General features: G+C 68.6%; 15 protein-coding genes. 5 read left to right on the forward strand and 10 right to left on the reverse strand.

The features are described 5' to 3' along the window. Positions 1-66 precede the first annotated feature (66 nt). From O7602_RS14200 to O7602_RS14215, 4 genes are read right to left on the reverse strand one after another with little or no spacing between them, the layout of a single operon-like run. Complete coding sequence (locus tag O7602_RS14200; protein ID WP_281589529.1) at positions 67-450, reverse strand: hypothetical protein; 384 nt, start codon at positions 448-450, stop codon at positions 67-69. Then, positions 431-3,892, reverse strand: a complete 3,462-nt coding sequence (locus tag O7602_RS14205; RefSeq protein WP_281589530.1) for a helicase-related protein — start codon at positions 3,890-3,892, stop codon at positions 431-433. The genes O7602_RS14200 and O7602_RS14205 overlap by 20 nt, the downstream gene beginning before the upstream one ends. Next, positions 3,889-5,889, reverse strand: coding sequence for a hypothetical protein (locus tag O7602_RS14210; protein ID WP_281589531.1), 2,001 nt, complete (start codon positions 5,887-5,889; stop codon positions 3,889-3,891). The genes O7602_RS14205 and O7602_RS14210 overlap by 4 nt, the downstream gene beginning before the upstream one ends. Further along, positions 5,886-7,157 (reverse strand): hypothetical protein, encoded by a 1,272-nt coding sequence (locus O7602_RS14215; RefSeq protein WP_281589532.1) that lies wholly within the window; start codon positions 7,155-7,157, stop codon positions 5,886-5,888. The genes O7602_RS14210 and O7602_RS14215 overlap by 4 nt, the downstream gene beginning before the upstream one ends. A 173-nt stretch (positions 7,158-7,330) precedes the next feature. Here O7602_RS14215 and O7602_RS14220 point away from each other — a divergent pair, with 173 nt between their 5' ends. The 3 genes from O7602_RS14220 (at position 7,331) to O7602_RS14230 (ending at position 11,926) form a co-directional block, all read left to right on the forward strand. Further along, positions 7,331-8,086, forward strand: a complete 756-nt coding sequence (locus O7602_RS14220) for a DUF429 domain-containing protein (RefSeq protein ID WP_281589533.1) — start codon at positions 7,331-7,333, stop codon at positions 8,084-8,086. 184 nt (positions 8,087-8,270) lie between these two features. Further along, positions 8,271-11,369, forward strand: coding sequence for an N-6 DNA methylase (locus O7602_RS14225; protein ID WP_281589535.1), 3,099 nt, complete (start codon positions 8,271-8,273; stop codon positions 11,367-11,369). 143 nt (positions 11,370-11,512) lie between these two features. Further along, entirely contained in the window at positions 11,513-11,926 is a 414-nt protein-coding gene (locus O7602_RS14230) for a hypothetical protein (RefSeq protein ID WP_281589537.1), read from the forward strand. 25 nt (positions 11,927-11,951) lie between these two features. On the opposite strand, the gene O7602_RS14235 is transcribed toward O7602_RS14230, so the two are convergent. Beyond that, positions 11,952-12,107, reverse strand: coding sequence for a hypothetical protein (locus O7602_RS14235; RefSeq protein WP_281589539.1), 156 nt, complete (start codon positions 12,105-12,107; stop codon positions 11,952-11,954). Between the two features lie 168 nt (positions 12,108-12,275). Here O7602_RS14235 and O7602_RS14240 point away from each other — a divergent pair, with 168 nt between their 5' ends. Continuing rightward, positions 12,276-12,575, forward strand: a complete 300-nt coding sequence (locus O7602_RS14240; protein ID WP_281589541.1) for an NIPSNAP family protein — start codon at positions 12,276-12,278, stop codon at positions 12,573-12,575. On the opposite strand, the gene O7602_RS14245 is transcribed toward O7602_RS14240, so the two are convergent. The 3 genes from O7602_RS14245 to O7602_RS14255 all read right to left on the reverse strand — a co-directional run bounded on the left by O7602_RS14245 (position 12,570) and on the right by O7602_RS14255 (position 17,320). Continuing rightward, entirely contained in the window at positions 12,570-16,088 is a 3,519-nt protein-coding gene (locus O7602_RS14245) for a hypothetical protein (protein WP_281589543.1), read from the reverse strand. The two genes, O7602_RS14240 and O7602_RS14245, sit on opposite strands and share 6 nt — an antisense overlap. A 106-nt stretch (positions 16,089-16,194) precedes the next feature. Further along, positions 16,195-17,076 (reverse strand): helix-turn-helix transcriptional regulator, encoded by an 882-nt coding sequence (locus O7602_RS14250; protein ID WP_281589545.1) that lies wholly within the window; start codon positions 17,074-17,076, stop codon positions 16,195-16,197. Then, a complete protein-coding gene (locus tag O7602_RS14255; protein WP_281589547.1) occupies positions 17,069-17,320 on the reverse strand; it encodes a hypothetical protein in 252 nt (83 codons plus the stop codon). The genes O7602_RS14250 and O7602_RS14255 overlap by 8 nt, the downstream gene beginning before the upstream one ends. Before the next feature lie 112 nt (positions 17,321-17,432). Here O7602_RS14255 and O7602_RS14260 point away from each other — a divergent pair, with 112 nt between their 5' ends. After that, on the forward strand, positions 17,433-17,669 hold the full coding sequence (locus tag O7602_RS14260) for a GntR family transcriptional regulator (protein WP_281589549.1): 237 nt from the start codon (positions 17,433-17,435) through the stop codon (positions 17,667-17,669). A 74-nt stretch (positions 17,670-17,743) separates the two neighbouring features. On the opposite strand, the gene O7602_RS14265 is transcribed toward O7602_RS14260, so the two are convergent. Together O7602_RS14265 and O7602_RS14270 are read right to left on the reverse strand one after the other, a co-directional pair. Then, positions 17,744-18,892 carry a hypothetical protein gene (locus O7602_RS14265; protein ID WP_281589551.1) on the reverse strand — a complete coding sequence of 383 codons (1,149 nt, stop codon included), beginning with the start codon at positions 18,890-18,892 and terminating at the stop codon, positions 17,744-17,746. A gap of 5 nt (positions 18,893-18,897) precedes the next feature. After that, positions 18,898-20,457 (reverse strand): serine/threonine-protein kinase, encoded by a 1,560-nt coding sequence (locus tag O7602_RS14270; RefSeq protein WP_281589553.1) that lies wholly within the window; start codon positions 20,455-20,457, stop codon positions 18,898-18,900. Positions 20,458-20,485: the final 28 nt, after the last annotated feature.

Genomic DNA, 20,485 nt, shown 5'->3' on the forward strand with positions numbered 1-20,485 from the left:
ATCCGCGAGAACTCATCAATCAGTTGGACGGCTACGCGTTTCTGTACGATTGAGGAGCAAACTGCGTCATCGCCGATCGGTCCCCGTCAGCTGGAACTCGTAACGGTCCGCCTCGCGGGCGACCGCGCGGACGAGCCTCTGGAAGGCTTGCGCGGTCAGTCCGGCCTTGGGCGTCCAGCCGTGGGCGACCATCCGGCCTTCGCCGTCGACTCGGAATCCCACCATTCGGCTGTGCCGGTTCTTCTCCCACGCCTCGCGATAAAGGCGGTGCCACTGGCCGACGACATCGGCGCCGGCGACCACGGCGGTGAGGAGGTATCCGTCCGGACTCTCTTGTATGCGTACGGAATGCGACCGGCCGCTGGCGAACGAGACGTTCACGTGCTGCCGCTTCGCCCGCATGTCATCGACCGAACACAGCCGATGCCAGTCATCGCGAATGCCGAACATCCCGCTCCAACTCCGTCCTGAACTCCTTGAGCAGGCGATCGCGTTCGGGAAGGTGCTCCCGTTCGAGCCCATCGGCGAGCGTCGCGACCCGCCGGATCAGCGCCGCGACCCGGGGCGGGTCGTGCTCCGGCGTGGTGAGTAGGACATCTTCCTCGACTGTGACGTCGTAGCTCCCGCCGCGGGACTCTACCGTGCCGAGCCGCGCCGGGATTCCGGCCGACCAACTCGCCAAGTCGTCCCACTGGTCCGAACTGTTGATCCGCCCGATGGGGCTCACACAGTGAACGAGCAGGTATGGGCCCTCCCGTTCGAGTTGCAGGCTGAAGGGCTGTTGCCGCCCGCTGTCGAAGACGACCGTGCCGAGTAGTGTGCCCCGTCCTGGTTGGCTCCGCTCCCACTCGATCGCGAGGCCGGGTAGAGCCGCGCGTACCAGCGAGTTGAAGCGGTCGAGCTGCTGCCTGGCGATCGTCCCGTCCACGGCCAACGGCCGGTCCGGTCCGGTCAAGTGCTCTGGACGCACCGGGAAGGACGTTTGGAGCGGCCCGGCCGGCAGCGGGGGGACGCCCTCGTCGATGAGCGTTTCCCGGCTGACGTCGAGGTGGCCGTCGCCGGCCGCCGGCAGCGTCAGGCCTTCGTGCATGAGTCGGAGGAAATCGTTCATCCTGCGCAGTACGCGACGAACCTGCAGGCGTTCGACTGTGTCGGTGAGGTGGGGGTAGTACACCTGCAGTAGGTCGTCACCGGTCGCCGAGCCGGTCAGGTTCGTCAGCCGGCGCTCGCTCTCGGATCGCACCCGGTCGACCCGTCCAATCCGCTGCTCGATGGCCGACGGGGTCCACGCGAGCCCGTAGTGGTAGACACGGGAGCAGAAGGTGTGCAGATCCTCGCCTTCCTGTAGGAGGTCGGTGCAGATCAACACGAGCGGATATCCGGGGAGTCGGAACTGCTGCACGTGCCGGTTGTTGACCCGCCCGGACATCCCGGCGACGGGTTCCTGCGCAGTGAAGAGCCGGCTGACGAGGCTGCGCGCCTCCCGCAGATCGCCACGCCGCGCATCGGGAAGATTGATGTCGAGCACCAGGTCGTGGTGCTCGGCCAAAGCCTTGAACTCGTCCACCGCCGACCAGTCCCGATCTCCGGTCGGAACCACTGCCTGTCGTTCGAGTTCGTCGAGGTAAGCGCCGATCAGGCCATCGGCCTCGATCGTGGCCGCCGGATCCAGGGTAGGCAGGTGATCGCTGACGACGGCGTACAGATCGAGGAAGGGGTGCCCGAGACGGGCGGCGGCCGAAAGGATCTGTGCCCGGAGGTACTGTTCTCGGAACGATTCACCGAGGTTAGCCGGCGAGGGTTCCGGCCAGATCAGATTGCGCAACTCGGGCCGCTGCCGAAGCTCGGTGAAGAATGTGAGGGTCTCCAGAAGCATCGGATCGGCGTCGGCCGAGACGGCGCTCCGCTTCTCGGGGCGATACAGTTCGCGCCAGAGCAGCTCGGCACGTTCGCGGTACGGCCCCTCGTGATGAGCGAGTAGTTCGAGCGCGGCGGCCTGAACGGCGTCGTACCGAGCGCCGCGGGTCGACTGCTTCGCCTCGGTCAGATAGTGACGTGAGTGCTCGCGGACGAGCCGGTCGACCTTGTCGCGCTCCTTGCCGAGCGCGGCCGCCAACGAGTCTCCGACCTTTCCGGGGCGTGTGCCCAGAAGCGCCATCACGTGGTTGTCGTCGAAGAACGTGCCCAGCGGGCCGGCCTGGTTACGGAACCTCGCCTGGATGGTCGCACCGCTGACGATGCCGGCGGGGCCGGTGCCGCGGAAGAACCACGCGAAGAAGGTCTCCGGCCCGCCGGCGTCGTCGTCCTCCCGAACCTGGTCGGCCGTCACGGCGGCGACCGACTCGCGCAGCGCCCGCTGCCGGCGGAACTCGTTGGCGGCGCCGTCGAACGCGGCCCGGTGCCGCTCGTTCAGCCGGCTCCGCAACCTGTCGACGAGCCAGTCGCTGTATTCGTCGTCCAGCTTGCGCTTGAGTTCGGAGACGGACGCCACGCGGCGGACGAAGACGAGCCCTTTGCGGCCATCGCGCCAAGAGGTGTCGAGCGCACGGACCACGGCGTCCATCTTCGGGTGCGGCAGTTCGCGACCGAACCGCCTGAAGTGGTCGCGGGCCAGGTCGTCAAGCATCGGTACGTCGATGCCCTGCCGCTCGACCGCTTCCGCGGCCTGCTCCGCGTCGTCGAAGTTCGCCTCCACTGTCTCGTCGGCGATGTCGTCGGAATCCTCGGTCGCAGCCACCTTCTTCGGCGCGCTGGTTTCGAGGAACGACTCGAACGACGCGAGCATCCCGACCTGGAAGCGGGTGCCGAACCGTTCATCGTCGAGCAGCTCGCTCACCTTCTTCTGAATCAGCGCTACAGTCAGCCGCTGCCGGTCGTCCGTGATCCGGATCGGTTCATCGTGCTCGGCAACTCCCCCTCCACGCCACTCCCGTCGGTAGAGGTTCTTGGTCAACCGCTGCCCGGAGACCTCCAGCGATGTCACCCGGCGGATCAGGAACTGTCCCGCAATATCCCGCCTCTGTTGCTCACCGGCGTCCGGGTCCCGTAGCAGCCGGAAGGGTTCGGCGAATCCGAAGACATCTAGCTGGTTCCACAGTTGCCGGTAGTCGTCATCCACTGGCGTCGCGGAGAGCAGCAGCACCTTGCCCGCGCGCCGGCCGTATTTCCTCCGCAGTCCCGGATCGAGGTCGTCCCGATCCCGGCCGAGCACGGTGGCGAGAACTCGGTTTCGGGACGACGACTGCGGGCCCCAGCCGTGCTTGAGGTTGTGCGCCTCGTCGACGATCACGAGATCGAAGTGCGGCAGCGCGGCGTTGACTGCCTGCGCGAACCGGTCTTTGATGACGTCCGCGTTGGCGCGCAGGTCGACCAGTTCCTCGGGAAGCCATGGCACCTGCTCACGCAGCCGGTCGCGCAGGTTGCGTCGCTGCTGCGCATCCCGTCGCATCGGGAGGCTGAAACTGGGGAGGCGGACGAAGAAGTCGCGGTCGGGGCCGACAGCGGTCTCCTCGAGTAATTGGATCAGGTCGCGGCAGTGTACGAGCGGACGCGCCGGCAGCCCACCCGGCATCCGTACCCGCAGGTCGTCGAGGCGCACGTTGTTCTTGACGAAGACACCCTGCTCCCGCCGCCATTTCTGCTGAATGTTCTGCCGTGGCGTGATGACGAGCACCCGCAGGTCCGGTGTGAAGTGGCGCAGCAGCGCGACGACGCCGAGGGCGACGTAGGTCTTGCCCATGCCGACCTCGTCGGCGAGGTACGCGACGTGATGGCGCTGCAGGATGTTGTGCAGGGCGACCGCCCCGTGGAGCTGGTCCCTCGCCCGCTGCGGGTTGCGGATCACCCGGTCGAAGTCCAGCAACTGCGCGGCGGTGTCGACACTGATCCTCATGCTGGCACCGCCTCCGTCTTGAGGAAGCGGGGTTCGTACCAGTCGAGGAACTCGGCCATCTCGGCGTCGTTCCGCGCTACAAGTTGGTTCCGTAGGACTGCTCGCACGGCGAGCGCCTGTTCCAGCCGAAAGACCCCGCTCGGATCCGACTCCCAGAACGCCGGGAAGCCGTCGAGTACGTCGTCGGCGAGCTGTTGCGCGCAGAGCACCATGAGGTACCGCTCCAACGGGTCTCCCGCGGAGTCGTCCGCCACCTGCTCGACGAGGACGGGCAGGGAATCGTACTTGGCACCGAACATCCGGAACCGAGCCTCCTCGACGCGGCCCTCGTCGAGGGCCTTGCGCACCGCGCGACGCAGCGACGCGAACCCGTGGAAGATCCCGGCGAATCGATCGAAAATCGTGTCGACGGGCTTGACCGGAACGGACTCCACGGCCAGATCCGCCCCGCTGCCGGGCAGCTTGCCGCCATGCTGGGCAAGGTAGGCGTTCCGCTGCTCGGCCGTGAGCATCGACCAGTAACGCAGGATGTCGGCCGGCGTCAGGTCAAGCAGGATCGATGGCCGGTGCGCCATGCCGGTCTCGTGGATCAGAACGATTCCGCGCTGATCGCCGACGACGGCGGTGAGGAAGCTGGTCTCGCGGAGTCGCTCGCGCAGAATCGCCGCGTCGTCGGCGGCGAGGGCTGTCCAGATGGCGGGCTCCAGGCGGCCGATCTCGAAGAGGTGTACGCCCCGGTCGTACACCTCGATTCGCGGGCTGTCGCCGGCACCGTCCCAGAGAACCTCGGCCTGGCCGGACGCCCAGTCGAACCGCGCCAGCAGCGGCACGTAGCCCTGATCGACGGCGTCGTCCTCGCCGACCGGTTGTGCGAACGGTGGCGGCTCCTCGATTTTCTCCAGCCAGAACCTCGGGCGCCGATCGGTGGTCACCTCCGACAGCATCCCGGTCTCGACGTTGCCACCGCCCGAGTGCGCCGGGTTGGTCAGGTTGAACGACCCCACGAGGGTGACTTCCCAGTCCTCGGCGAAGAAGCGGTACACCTTCGCATGCACGGTCCGGCTTGTCGCTCCCGCCGCCTGCTTGCCGCCGCGCGCGAGGACCGCCCTGGGTAGCCGTCCCCACTCCCCGCCTCGCTCGCGTACCCAGTCGTATAGCTCTGGACGGCACCGCGCCACACCGCCCTCCTCGGGAAGCAGCACGCGCCACTTGCTCGGCTGAAAGCGGTCGATCAGGCTCTTCAGCGGCGCCGAGGCGTCCGCGTCGTCGAGGTACGGGGACAGGACTTCCAGATTCACGCCATACAGCCGCTGGCCGGCGATCTCGTCGAGTTGATCGACGAGGGCCATCGCTCCGCGCCGACCGTTGTAGAGGAAGTGGGGGTGCAGCCGATGGTTCGCCGAGCGGTGCACGATCGGTTGTACGGTGCGAAGTAGACCGCGAATGTCGTCCAGGGCGATGTGGGACTCGAAATTCCTGGCCATCCTTCGCACATGTTCGAGGAACCGCTGGATCTCCGGGGCAGTGCGCGACCGGCCGTGCTCGCCGATCTCCTCCAGGTGGGCGCATTCGACGTTCTCCCACCAGCCCGCCTGCGTCAGGTTCGCCGACCCGGTGAGCACCACCAGCGACCGCTCCTGGGTCGACGGATCGCGCACGAGAATGATCGCGTTCTTCGGATGGAAGTAGCCGGTGCGGGGTCGGACCGGGATTCGGCGTACGTCCAGGCAGGCTGTTCCGTCCCCCGTCACGATCGCACCGGGGTCGTAGTAGACGGCGGCCCGGCCGGCGAGCGGTCGCAGCGCCTCCTCGAGCTGGACGCGCCGGATCTGCGGGTCCTGGTGCAGTTGAACGTCGAAGAGAGCCGGCAGGATCTCGCGCTCGAAGAAGCCGGGGTCGAAGCGGAAGGTGCAGAACACCGCGGCCAGCACCTCGCGACCCTTGATCTGCTCACGAAGTGCCTCGGTGAGCACCGCCCGGGGAATGCCCTCGCTCACGCCGCACCCTTCCCGATTGCCCTCAGTATGGACACCAGAGACGGGATGAAGTACGGGTATCGCCACAGCTCCCGGACCTCGTCACCGGTGGGCAGATCGGCCGGCTCATCCCGGAACCGCACCCGCAGGTGGTCCTGGTCGGTCACCTCCAGCCAGGCGAGCGCCGCACCACGCTCCTGCATCGCCGTGGCGTTACGCTCGGCCAAGGCCCTGATGAGCTCCGGGAATTCACCGTGGGCGAGCGCCTTGGCGATGCGTGGCCACTCCTGGCCGGGCAGAGCGGACGCCGCAAGCGGATCAATCGATTCAAGGCGGTCCCCCCAGGACGATCGGAGGTCGGCCACGACGTGGTCGAGGCCAGCACCATCCCGTCCGAGCAGGTAGCCGAAGAGTATGGAGGCCGGCGCGAGCACGGATTCGCAGGCGATGATCCGGCGCACCAGGTCGGCGATGTCACTCCAGCCGCGCGACTCTGCGTCGTCGGCGATTGATGTCAGGTACGGCCGTGAGGGGCGGATCGAGTTGGGGGATCTGGTTTCGAGCAGGACGGCGAGTCTCGCCTGCCGCCCCTTGGTGAGATCACCCGGTCCTCCCTCGACGAGGTGGTGACGGTAGAACTCGATCTCCCGCTGCGACATTTCCGGCGTGAAAATGCTGGCCACCGCCCCACACTTTGTGCTTTCGCCCAGGTCGAACACAACCCGCTCCCGCCGCAGTTCTCGTACGAGAGAGCGAACATCTCGGCCCCACCCGGATTCCAATCGCGGCAGGTAGACATCGTCGACGAAGGCGCTCGTCTCAGGGGTGAGCCGCACGGGGCTTCCCGGCGTGACGAGCCCGGACACCCGGGCCGGCGCGGTGTAGTTGCCGAGCAATCCGTCCGTTCGCTGGTTGCTCAGGATCTGGTGCTCCGGCTGGGCAGACAGATACACCTTGCCGCCGTTGCTGCCGGCCTTCGCTGCTCGCGCGGCGATCCGCTGCCGCCCGAAGAAACCCCGATGGTCGTGCACGACGTGCCGCACGTACGCCGCCATCTGCTCCCAGATCAGGAAGGCGGTCGTGGTGTTGCCCAATTCGTCTGGAGACGCGAGTTCGGCCAGGCGCAGCCCAACGAGCAAGGTGGTGAAGTCCGTCAGCGAGTCCGTGACCGTGGTGAGATTGCCGATGAGCGGGCGTCCCGCGGCTGACCAGACCGCCTGCGCACCGAGCCCGTCGCGGGATCCCTTGATGCGTGCACGCGGATCGAGGTCAGTCAGGAAGAGCACCACGGGCGCAATCCTTCTCAACTGGATTTCGACCGCCAATCGTCCATACCGGCACAGATTTCGGGCGTTCCATCCTCGCCTGGTGCCATCATTAGGTTGTCATCGGTAAATCAGCGCGTCGAACGATGACGTGGTGGACGATATGTCGGCCCGCTGGTGCTCAGTAGGTTGGGCGGATGTTGACGGCGGGGATCGACCTTGCGGCGGAGGACGCCAACACGGCGATGGCCTGGATCCGGTGGACTGCGACCGGAGCCGTACTGGAGGAGCTGACAATCGGGGCGGGCGACGACCAACTCCTGCGGGCCGCTTCGGCGACGGACAAGGTCGGGATCGACTGTCCGCTGGGCTGGCCCGAGCCGTTCGTGGAGTTCGTCATCGCCCACCATCGCGGAGATCTCATCGCCCCTACCGACCTGGTCGGGCGCGACTGGCGCAGACGCTTGGCTTGGCGTCAGACCGACGCGGTGACCCACAGGGTGACCGGTCGCCCGCCACTGAGCGTGGCCGCGGACCGCATCGCACACACGGCGATGCGATGTGCCGCCCTGCTGGCGCGGCTCGCCGCGGGCGGGCAACCCGTGGACCGCAGCGGCGGCGGAACAGTTGTCGAGGTCTACCCGGCGGCGTCACTCAAGAAGTGGGGATTGCCCAACCGGGGATACAAGGGACGACAGAACGGAAGCGCGCTGAACGACTTGATGGACCGGCTGATGGATGCTGCGCCGTGGCTGCAACTCGCCGACTTTGAGGCAGCGTGCCGGAGTAGCGATCACGCAGTCGACGCGGTCGTGGCCGCACTGACCGCTCGTGCGGCTGCCACCGGCCAAGCCACCCGCCCCGGCTCCGCCGACCTGGCCGCCGCCTCCACCGAGGGCTGGATCGCCGTACCGACCACGCCACTTGCCAGCCTCATCAAGGCAAGCGCGTGACGCCGATGCCGCCTGACCAGGGAAGCGGCCTCCTGCACGTTCGATCGAGGCGGTGAGTGCGACCCTACCGGCTACCGGATCCGTCGGACTGGACCGCATAGGGTCACCGACTGTGAGCTGTCCATCATCTGACAGTCATTCGCAATCGCTTGGCTTCGGCGAGTTCCAATATCCACACTGATGTATGGCCCGCTCGGACGGTACGCCAGACGTAAGCCCAAGCCGCCGCCCGTCGCCCCGGCCGCAGGTACGCGCGCCCGACGGCTTCCCTCCGACACTGCAGCCCCTGCTGGCGCGAATCGCCGACCGGCGCGCCGCCCGCAGCGAGGCGACCCTGCAGGCCGACATCCGCCAGCTGCTGCTGACCGGCGATTTCGGGCTCTCCGACTCCCACCTCGACGACGTCGACCTCGAGGCCCCGGCCGGCGGTGGCCGGCGCATCGACATCGAGGTCGGATACACCATCATCGAGGTCAAGCGACGGCTGCAGGCCGGCCGCTCCCTGCTGGAGGCTGAGCGCCAACTCGACGGCTACGTGCGATCGCGGAGCATGGAGAGCGGCCAGCGGTACGTCGGCATCCTCACCGACGGCGCCACCTGGCAGGCGTACCAGTTGGCCGGCGACGCGCTGGCCCTCATCGACACCCACGCGGTCGCTGCCACCCGCCCCGACGGTCTGGCCCTCTTCTACTGGCTGGAGGGCGTGCTGGCGACGAGCCGGCGGGTCCGCCCGGCTCCCGCCGAGGTGGCTCGCCGCCTGGGCGCGCAAAGCACCTCCCACAAGCTGGATCGTGCCGCGCTCGCCGCCCTCTACGCCGAGCACGAGCACCTGCCGACCGTGGAGTTGAAGCGGAAGCTGTGGGCTGAGCTGCTGGACAGCGCCCTGGGCACCCAGTTCGTCGACGACCCGGACCTGTTCGTCGAGCACACCCTGCTGATGAACAGCGCATACATCATCGCGCACCTGGTTGTCGGCATCGACGCCCTGGAGTTGCAGCCGCAGGATCTCATCACTGGGCAACGGTTCGACCAGGCCCGCATCCTGGGCGTGGTCGAGCACGACTTCTTCGGCTGGACCACCGAGGTGCCCGGCGGTCGCGAGTTCATCCAGGGGCTCACCCGGCGACTGGCGCGATTCGACTGGTTGCGGGCCGACCACGACATCCTCAAGGTGCTGTACGAGTCGATGATCGGGCCGGAGACGCGCAAGCGGATGGGCGAGTACTACACACCCGACTGGCTCGCCGAGCACCTCGTCGATACCGTCGTCACCGATCCGCTGCGGCAACGTGTGCTGGATCCCTCCTGCGGCTCCGGCACCTTCCTCTTCCACGCGGTCCGCCGGTATCTCGCCGCCGCCGAGGCGGCGGACCTGCCGCTGGATGCCGCACTGACGCAGCTCACGCATCAGGTGATCGGCGTCGACCTGCACCCGGTCGCCGTGGCGCTCGCCCGCGTGACCTATCTGCTCGCCATCGGCCACCGGCGGCTGACCGACCAGCGGGGTGCCATCACCATTCCGGTCTATCTCGGCGACAGCATGCAGTGGCGGGAGCGCCTCGATCTGTTCACGGAGGAGCACGTACGAATCAGTGCGGGCTACAACGCGAACGACGCCGAGGAGTGGCTCCGGTTTCCGAACAAGCTGCTCAACGAGCCGAGCCGCTTCGACCAGATCGTCTCCGGACTCGCCGGCATCGCGGCCAAGCCGCGGGACCCGGACAACCCGCCGTCGCTGGCGGCCTTCTTCCATCACCTCAAGATCGAGCCGGACGACCAGCCCATGATCCGTGGCACCTTCGAGGCGATGTGCCGGCTGCACGACGAGGGCCGCGACCACATCTGGAGCTACTACCTGCGCAACCTGGCCCGGCCGGTCTGGCTGGCCATGAGGAACAACCGGGTGGATGTTCTCATCGGCAACCCACCGTGGCTCTCGTACCGTCACATGCCGGCCGGCATGCAGGTGATGTTCAAGAAGCTCTGCGGTGATCGCGGGCTGTGGCGTGGGAGTCAGTTCGCGACGCAGCAGGACCTCTCCGCACTCTTCGTCGCCCGAACCATCCAGCAGTATCTTCGCGTCGGTGGCGCGTTCGCCTTCGTCCTGCCCAACGCCGTGCTGGACCGCGAGCACTTCGAGGCCTTCCGCAACGGGCGGTACACGGACGAGGCCGAGCCGACAGATGTTGCCTTCACCGGTTCCTGGGACCTGCGCCGCCTGCGTCCCCACCCATTCCCGCGCGGAGCCAGTGTCGTCTTCGGCAACAAGGCGGCCACGGGCAGCCCGCGCGGCCTTCCCTCGGTCACCGAGCTGTGGACGGGACACCTCGGCAACGACGCCAGGAGCTGGGCACAGGCCGCGCCGTCCATTCACCGGGAACCTGCCCCGCTGGGAAGGTCGCCCATCGCCGAGTCACCGTACAAACCACATGTGCACAACGGCGCGACGATCTTTCCCAAGATTCTGTTCTTCGTCGAGACAGATTCCGGTGGGCGACTGGGTCTCGGCGTGGGCCGTCACGCCGTTCGCTCGGCCCGCAGCATCATGGAGAATCCCCCGTGGAAGGATCTGCCCGCTCTCGAAGGCGTCGTCGAGAGCGAGTTCATCCGGCCGGTGCTGCTCGGCGAGACGCTGCTGCCGTACCGGATCTTGCCGGCAAAGCAGGCGGTGCTGCCGCTCGACGGTGCCACGCTGATGACCGGGCCGGACTCTCGACTCGACTACTACTTCGGTCTGGCCGAATGGTGGCGGACGGCGGAAGCCACCTGGGAAGCGCATCGCAGCAGCCCACGTCTCACCCTGGGTGAGCAACTCGACTTCCGACGCAAGCTGACCTCGCAGCTCCCCGCACCGCCCCTTCGGTTGGCCTACGCGGCCTCCGGGATGCACGTCGCCGCTGCCATCGTCGACGACCCGGCCGCGATCATCGAGCACGCGCTCTACTACTGCGCGATCGACAGCCGGGCGGAGGGTCACTATCTCGGCGCGATCCTGAACAGCCCGGCTCTCACCACGCTCGCCCGCCCCCTGATGTCCTACAGCAAGGACGAACGGCACATCGACAAACACGTCTGGAAACTACCCATTCCCCGGTACGACGACGCGGACCGGACACACCGACGGCTCGCCGAACTCGGCCAGGACCAGTGTCAGTTCGTGGCTGGACTGGACCTTGAGGAGGGGCGGTACTTCGTGACCCTGCGTCGGCGGGTCCGAGCCGCACTCGCCGGCCATCCGACCACCGCGGAGATCGAAGCCGCGGTCATGGAGATGCTCGCCTGATGGACGCTCCCGATGGGTCGAAGCAACGACCGCGTGGGAGAGGATTCTGCGGCGGCACGCCGGTGTCGGGTACCGCGATGAGCCTCGGCATCTGATAACGCTCACCTGAGCACAACCATCGACCGCGCACATCTGGAGGACCGATGCCGGCCATCGAGGCGATCACGATTTGCAGCAGCTCCAAGTTCTACGACACCGCTCAGCGTGCGGAGGCGTCGTTCCGCGCCCTGGGCTTGACCGTCTACACCCCGCGCTACGACTTCAGCGAGCAGCACGTGCAGGTCGACGAGCCGGACAAGATCCGGCTCACCCGGGACTTCCTCGCGAAGATCGCGAAGTCGGATGCGATCTTCGTCGTGGCCACCGGTGGGTACGCGGGCGTAAGCGTGTGCATCGAGGTCGGCTACGCCGTGGGGCAGGGCAAGACGGTGTTGTTCTCCGAGCAGCCGACGGAGTTCGCCCTCCGAGCACTGGTCGACGCGGTGGTCCCCGTCAGGGACATCAGCTCCGAAGTGCACTCGGTGATCAGCGCTCCGGCGCAGGGCAGGTCCCGGTAACCCGGCGCACGCCGACGTTGCCCCCTCAGCTATCCGGCCGCAGGGCGGCGACCCGGGCCAGCATCGGCCGGAACGGGCCGTCCTCGCCGTCCGGGCCGATCTCGACGCCTTCGAGCCACACCCACTCGCCGTCGTACCACTCGCTCAGGTCCGGCCGGACCCGCACGACCCGCAGCCGCAACGGAGCCCTCGGCGTAGCGGCAGTCGGTGTCGGCGACCTGGACCACATCCCCGGCGGCGACGGACACGCGCGGGACGACCGGCACGGGGGCCACCGCCGCCGGCACCGACGCGCGGTGGGGCTAGGGTCGATGGCGCAACCAGACACGGCTCGGTAAGGGTGGCGGGCATGCCAAGGACCGTGCAGATCCGCGTTTACACCGTGCGGGCTGGGCTGTTGGACGAGTGGGTGGACAAGTGGCAGCGCCTGGTCGTGCCGTTGCGCCGTGATCTGGGCTTCGAGATCCACGGCTCATGGAAGGACCATGGGCGCAGCCAGCACATCTGGGTGATCTCCTACGACGGGCCCGAGTCGTTCGAGGAGGCGAACGCCGCCTACTGGGCCTCGGAGCGCCGCAAGACGCTCGGCCTGGACCCGGGCGACTACCTGGTGGGTGAGGAGACCCGCGAGGTCGAGCAGACGCTATGAGCCCGGATCGGCCGGTAGCAGGTGGGCCCGCCGCTCGTCCTCGCTGAGCGCACGGAACACCCGCAAACGTGCCGCTGCCGTCAACTCGTCCACGTCGACGGAGTCCGCCCAGACGCGGGCGGTGCCGTCAGCCGAGCCGGTGGCGACCTGTCGCCCGTCCGGCAGCCATACCATGCTGGTCACGCCATCGCGGTGCACGCCGATCACCTCGCCCTGCTCGTCGTCGGGGCTCCAGAGCCGCACGGTCCGGTCGTCGGAACCGGAGGCGAGGCGCTGGCCGCCGGGTGCCCACGCAACCACACGCACCCGCTTCTCGTGGCCGGTCAGCACCCTCGGCCGATCGGCGCCGGTGAGATCCCACACCCGGAGGGTCCAGTCGGCTGAGCAGGAGGCGAGCCGGCGTTCGTCCGGCGCCCAACTGAGCCCGTCCACGTAGTTCTGGTGGCCGGCGTGGACCGAGGAGTCACCCGGCTGCTCGATGTCCCAGACCCGGACGGTGCGGTCGTCGGAACCTGAGGCGAGGTAGCGACCACTCGGCGACCAGGCCAGCGCGCCCACCCAGTCCGCGTGTCCGCGCAGGACGCCGGCGGCGCTGCGCGTAGGGACGTCCCACAACCGTATCGAGTTGTCCTTGCAGCCGGCCGCCAGCCGGGAGCCGTCCGGTGACCAGGCGAGCGACTCCGCTTCCTCGCCGAAGCGCACGTCCCCGTCCGCACCGACCAAGTGGACCGAGCCATCTCGCAGTGCCACAGCCAGCACGTCAGCCGCCGGTGAACAGGTGAGCGCCACGACCGGCTCGGGCCATGTCGTCACGGCGGCCGTTCCGTCCGGCTGCCACCGCCGTACGCTGCCGTCGGCGCCGCCGGTCACGATCTTCGCGGTCCGATCCAGCGCGAGAGCGGTGACGGGCCCCTCGTGCCCGGTGAGCAGCTGGCTTTCGGCCCCGCGTGGCTGCACCGCCCAGACCCGGGCGGTGCCGTCACCGGAGCCGCTGACCACCCGTCGTCCAGATGGGGACATCGCGACGGACCAGGCGACCTGGGTGTGTCCGCGCAGCTCGGCGACCTCACGCAACCGCTGGACGTTCCAGGCGCGGATGCTGCCGTCGCCGCTGGCGAACACCAGCGTGCGACCGTCCGGGGACCAGGCGACCGACCACACCGGTGCCCCGTGACCGCCGATCACGTGCCGAGTCTCGCCGGTCGCCACGTCCCAGATGCGGACGGTCTGGTCGCCGGACCCGGTGACGATTCGCCGGCCGTCCGGTGACCAGGCGACGGCCTCGACGAAGTCACCGTGCCCGGTCAGCCTCCGCTCGGGACGACCAGCGGCCAGGTCCCAGACGATGACGGACCGGTCGTGCGAAGCCGAGGCCAGCGTTCGGGAATCGGGGGCGAAGCGCAGGCCCCACACGTCGCCCTCGTGGCCGACCAGGTGTCTGGTGAGCTGCCAGGCCGAGGTGTCCCACACCCGCACGGTTCGATCCCGGCTTGATCCGGCAAGGCAGCGGCCATCTGGTGACCAGGCGACGCCGCGTGCCACGTCGCCGCAGGGCAGCACTGCGACCGTCGTACCCGTCGTGGCCTCCCACACCCGGATGGTGCCGTCCCGGGAGGCGGTGGCGAGCCGGGTGGCGTCGGGGGACCAGTCGACAGCCTCCACCATCCCGGTGTGCCCGCGCAGCGCCCGGACGACCGTGCCGGTGTCGGCGTGCCAGATCCGTGCGGTGCCGTCCCGGGAGCCCGTCGCCAACTGCGCGCCGTCGGGTGACCAGGCAACGCCACGCACGGCGTCGGTGTGACCGGCGAGCACCGCCTCGGCGTGGCTGAACGCCAGCGACGCCATCAACGCCTGTCGGGCGACCGGTGTGGGCGGACATTCGCGCAGGGCCGCTGATGTCAGCAGCACCGCCAGCTCCGGATATCGGTCCACGTTGCCGAGCGCGAACTGGCCGATCGCTTCGGAGACCCGGTGCAGGAACGCGATGTCCCGGCTGCGGGACGCGGTCACCAGGGCACGGGCGGCGGGGCTGTCCTGGCCGGCCGACTCCATCGCCTCCAGCCACTGCCCGGCCAGTTGAAGCCGTTCTCCGGTGAGCAGGTAGTCGGCGTTGCGCCCGGCGTGCGCCCAGTCCGCCGCCCACCGTTCCAGTTCCGTGCGCCGCCGGAGCTGCTCCGAACGCGCCTCCACCTGCTGTCGCAGCGGTGCCCACCGGCGGAACAACGCCTCGTGGGCCACCTGCGCGTACGGTTCACCGTCGAGCACATCGGTGGTGAGCAGCCTCGCGTCGGTGAAGGCGACGATCACCCGCCGCTGGTCAGCGGAGAACTCACGCAACGGCACCCGACGCCTTGTCGGTTCGATGCCCTCCATCGCCACCAGACGAAGCAGGGTGGCCAGAACCTCGTCGGTGCTGCTGTCGCCGCGCAAATCTGCCATCACACTGTCTGCCTGGCGGCCCAGCGCCCCCGCGACGCCGCCGACCGCCCGGTATGCCTGGCGGGTGGCCGTCCGGCCCGACCCGGCTGCCCGGTGCAGCTCCTGAAGCAGGTACGCCAGCAGCGGCAACGCGTCCGGCGTGGCCGCGTCGGCGATGATCTCCTCGACGAGGCCGTCCTCGAAGCGCATACCGGCGAGCTGTGCGGGCTGCTCCACCACCGCGACGAGGTCCGCCGGCCGCATGGTGCCCAGCGTCACCGGATTTGCGAACAGGTCCGGACGTGGACCCGCGAGCAGACCGGCGAGGAACTCGACGCGGAGCGTCGCGACAACCCAGAGCCGCCGATCGGTGTCGAGCGCGGTCGCGACCTGCGCCAGGAACGTGGTCTGCTCCGCGGCGCTCGACAGCGTGACCAGTTCCTCAAGCTGGTCGAGAATCAGCAGGACGCGCCCGTGCCGATGACCCGTTCGGGTCCGCCAGGCCGCCAGGCTACGGGCGAGACTGTCCGGACGGGACCGCACGTCCCGCAGCGCACGGGCACGGTCGCCAGCGCCCAACGTGACTGCCAGATCAGCGAGCCCGGCAAGGGGTTCGCCCCCTGGTGTCACCGCCGGCAACACCTGCCACCGTCCGCGTCGCAATAGGGGAACGACGCCCGCGTGGACCAGCGACGACTTGCCGCTGCCGGACGCGCCGGTGACACAGATGAATCGATCGGCCCCGTCCAGGCCCAGCTCGTGCAGCCGTCGCACCAGCTCGGTGGCCTGCTCGTCCCGCCCGAAGAACACCGACGCGTCCTGCTCGGTGAAGGCGGAAAGCCCAGGGTAAGGGCTCCGATCCGACTGCCACACGGGCCGGGTGCTGCGGGGCGCCTCCCACCACAGCACCAGGCCGTTGCCCACGATCAGCACCACCAGCAGGACGATCAGCGCAGGCCCGGCGACCTGACGGATTCCGGCGTTCAACGGCGAGGTGTCGGCGTTGGCGAAGAAGTTCGCCGCGATCTCCAGCAGGACTGCGACGATCAGAAGTGACAGTTGCAGGACGACAGGTGGACGTCGACTCGGCCGCACCGATCCTCCCAGCGATGATCCCCGATGGGATCACGTTAGCTGGTTGGCGCTCGCGTCGATGGCCCACTGAAACACCTGGCGACACCCGGACACCGCTCACCGGCTCTCAGCCGGGGTCCAGCTCCTCGCCCGTCTTGACGATCAGCCGACGCGATTCCTCCTCGCTCAGGGCCAGCGCGTCCAGCCCCGACCAGGCCCGCTCGTACGCGGCCCACTCCGCGGGCCGGTCGAGGTAGAGCGCCCCGGTCAACGACTCGCGGTAGACCACCGGCGGGTCGGGGTCGACGCGCAGCCCCGGCGGGAAGTCCAGCAGCACGAACGGGCCGGCGAGCGCCCCTGCGTGCGCGCCCGCGGCGAGCGGCAGCACCCGGATCGACACGTGTGGCAGCCGGCCCGCGTCGGCCAGGTGCCGGAGTTGCCCGGCCATGGTCGCGGCGCCGCCCACCTGCCGCAGCAGCACCGCCTCGCAGAGCATCACCTCGATCCGGGGCGGTCGGGGCAGACGCCGCCGGAGCAGGTCCTGCCGGCGCAGCCGCGCATCGAGCAACCGTTCCCGATCCCCCTCCGTCGTGCCGAGGCGGGACCGGCAGGTCGCGGCAGCGTACCCCCGGGTCTGCAACAGCACGGGGACCAGCGCCCCGGCGTGCTCGCGCAGCCGGCACGCGGCGGACTCCAGGCCGCCGTAGAGGTCGAACCAGTCGGGTACGGGATCGCCGTACGCGTGCCACCAACCCCTCCCCCGCGTCTCGCCGGCCAGGGCGACGAGCGCTGCGGTCAGCTCGCGCCGTGCGCCGTACAGCTCGCACATCGCCCGCACGTCAATCCCGCGCACCACGCCGATGCCGCTCTCGATCCGCCACACCTTCTGCCGGCTGCACTCCAACGCCGCCGCCGCGCCCTCGAGCGTCATCCGCGCCTCGGTGCGCAGCTCCCGCAACACCCGCCCGAGCGCCCGGCGCGGCACCGACGACCCCGCCAGCTCAACCATCCGCGCCCCTCCCCCGGCCGTAGCGGTCCGCGCGCTGGTTGCGCACCACGCACGCCGCCCGCCGCCCGGCCCGCTGGTAGACCTCCGCGCCGTCGCACCGCGAGGTCACGAGCACATCGGGTACGCGGACAGCGGCGCTCTGCTGCTGCCGACGCCCCGGCACGTCACCGTCGGGTATGACCGGTTCGGCCGCGTCGACGGCGATCTGTCCCGACCGCTGGAACCACTTCCACCACCTACCCACGCCATCCCTCCCCTGCTGAACGTCTTGATGCACCCTACCGCACCTGTAAAGCCTGTAAGTACAGGATGGGGACGCTTGAGACTCCCCGTCATCTGGCTGCTTTGCTCACCGCATGCCCTACGCCCAGCCACTATGGCGCCAGATCAGAGATGATCTCCGCGCGAAGATCAGGGCTGGGATCTATCCACCGGGCAGCAAGCTCCCGTCAACGCGACTCCTCGCAGAGGAGTACGACACGAGCCACATGACGGTCCGGCGAGCACTGGACTCGATGATCGAGCTGGACGAACTCGTGGGCCGGACAGGTATCGGCGTCTTCGTGAGCGACATGCCGGGACGCAACAGCTAATCCTTCATCTGCACGCAGCCGGCCGCCCCTCCTGACTCTGGGCGGTCGGCAGACCACCTACGATCCTCGTACCCTCAAACCCCGCCGTTCCTCGCGACCCTGCGCCGAATCTCCTTGAGGGTGACCGTCTCGCCAGTAAGGGCGTCCTCGGCCGACCAGAAGTCGAGCCCGTCGGTGGCCTTGCGTGAAGGGGTGATGCCCGAACCGTGCAGCCGAATCTTCACCGCCTCCCCTGCGGCTGACGGCGAGGAGAAGGCTTGCCCGTGGTAGCGAATGCTCCCATCGGGCAACAGTTCGGCAAGGTGCTGCTCGCCCCAGTATTTCGCATACAGGCGCGATCCCGGGCGGAGACGTCCTGCGTTGATCATGTCTGTGGTCCTGATTGCCCGCTCCTCCTTCGACACCGGCCCCTTGGCGGGGCGGCGTGGCCTGGACAGGGCCGATGCCGAGGGGAGCCCTTCGCTGAGCGCTGGTTCGGCAATCGTCTCGGGCCGATCCGCAGGGGCCATCGTTGGCTCTGACGTGACCGAGTCCGCAGGCGAACCTGCGTTTGACGACGGGAAGTCGAAAACAGCTCGCACTCTCACCAGGCTCGACCTGATCTCTTCTCGGTTCAGCTTTGCCAGACGCCGTGCAAGTAGCGCCACCATCTCGGGTGCCGGCTCCCCTCCCCCGAACAGTTCACGCAACTCTGCGTGTACCTGCCGGTCGACGAAGTAGCCTTTCCACAACTCTTCGATGCGGTTGTCCCGCATGTTCTCCTTGCTCAACAGGGACAGCAACTCGACAGCGCCCTCGAAGTCTTCCTCGATCCGCACGGCGCGGAAAAGCTTGTGCTCGACAGGCACAGGCGCATGGGCGTTGTAGACGCGCCACTCCGCACCGTTCGTCAGAGCGACCCACTCCACTCCAGCTACCGTGGCGTAGCTGATGGTCTGGTTCGCCCAGCGCGGGTCGTCGAGGTTCTCACCGAGCCCCTTGGCTTCAATGAACAGGCGCGGCGTACGCAACATGAGGAGGGCGTAGTCAACCGGATTGTCCGCGCCGCGCCGGCGGTACTCCCGATGCACCTCGTCCAGGTCGAAAAGGTCCCAGCCCAGCGCACCGATGACCGGCTCGATGAGTCCGGCTTTGGTGTTCTGCTCGCCGATGCGCTGGTGCTGACGCCGGAACCGCGCCAAGCGCTCGACACACTGCTTGACCGCGTCTTCCAATTCGAACATGCTTCTCATCCTTCATGCGGAGTGCCTCGTCCGGATGCTATGTCGGTCGACCCGGAAACTTGGTCTCCCAGCCGGTCCAGGTGGTTCAGCAACGCCTCGACCTCGGCGGTCGGGGCGGATCTTGTGCCGTGCAGCTTCCTGACGTCGCGCAACAGTTCCTTCAGTTCGCGCCGGGCCTCCGGCACGTCACCCAAACCGGCGGCGAGCATGGCGATCTGCTGCCGCAGGGGGAACAGTTCCGGCGAGTCCGCCCGCGTCGCCTGCTGTTCCTCGGCGAGGAGCGCGCGTAGCTCTCGCAACGCCTCGGTCGCCTCACCCAGCTCCGCCTGGCAGCTTGCCGCCTGCTGCCGGCACTGCCAGATCAGTTCCTGGTCGGGGACCGGACGTTCAGCGAGATCGACGACGAGCCTTTGGAACTCGGGGAGCGCCTGCCGGAACGCGCCGGCGAGGACGTACAGGTTCGCCAGGTTGAGCCGCAGCTCCAGAATTCGAGGCTGCTTGGACCCGTGTCCTCTGCCGACCGGCCGCAAGGCCGATTCAAGCAGGTCGGCGGCCTGGGTAAACCGCTCTTCCTCGGCGAGCGCCCAGACGCGGTCCTCCACCTCGGCGAGCTGGGCCAGCGACAGCGGCTCGACGATCTCTGCCGCGACTCGCGGCCGAGCGATGTCGACGCGGGTCGGCGGCAGCGGTGACCGGGGTGGCAACGGTCCGAACGGATAGCGGTACGGCATGGTCGGGTCGACCCGCTGCCCGTCCGCCACCGTCAGGGCGACGTCGGCTGCCGCTTCGGTGGCGACCGCGCCGAACGGCGCGAGCAGTTCGTACACCTCGACGGCCGACTCCGGCCGGTGCTGCGGATCCTTGGCCAGCAGCCGGACGAGGAGTTGCACAAGCACGTCCGGCACACCCGCGCGGTGGTCGGTGACCGAAGGAATCGGGTCGTTCATGTGCCGGTGCAGCATGCCGAGCGGGTTGTCGGCCCGGTAGGGCGGCTGGCCGGTGAGCAGCTCGAACAACACGCAGCCGAGCGCGTAGAGGTCGGCGCGTGGGCCGACGACGCTGTTGAGTGCCTGCTCCGGAGCCATGTACGTCGGCGTGCCGAGCGTGTGCCCCGTGGCGGTCAGCCGGGGGACGTCCGGCCCGAGCAGGGCGGCCACGCCGAAGTCGAGGACCTTGACGGCGCCGGTGGGGGTGACCATCACGTTCTGCGGCTTCAGGTCGCGGTGCACCAGCGACGCGGCGTGCGCCACCGCCAGCACCGAACAGATCTGCGTACCGATCGCGGCGGCCCAGGGCACCGCGAGCCAGCCGCGCTCGGCGATCAGGTCCGACAGGAGTACGCCCGGCACGAGCTGCATGACGATGTAGAGGTCGTCGCCGTGGTGACCGACGTCGTGCACGCTCGGCACGCCGGGGTGGTCGAGCCGCGCGGTCACCCGGGCCTCGCGGACGAACCGGTCGATCGCGGTGTCCCGGTCGCCTTCCGCCACGGCGAGCTTGCGCAGGAACTTGATCGCGACCGGTCGGTCCAGTTTCTCGTCGAAGCCGGCCCACACCTCCCCCATGCCACCGTGCCCGACCGGATACGTCAGC

Origin of the sequence: Micromonospora sp. WMMD1128 (assembly GCF_027497235.1) — a bacterium.
In the GTDB taxonomy this organism is placed as follows: Bacteria; Actinomycetota; Actinomycetes; order Mycobacteriales; family Micromonosporaceae; genus Micromonospora.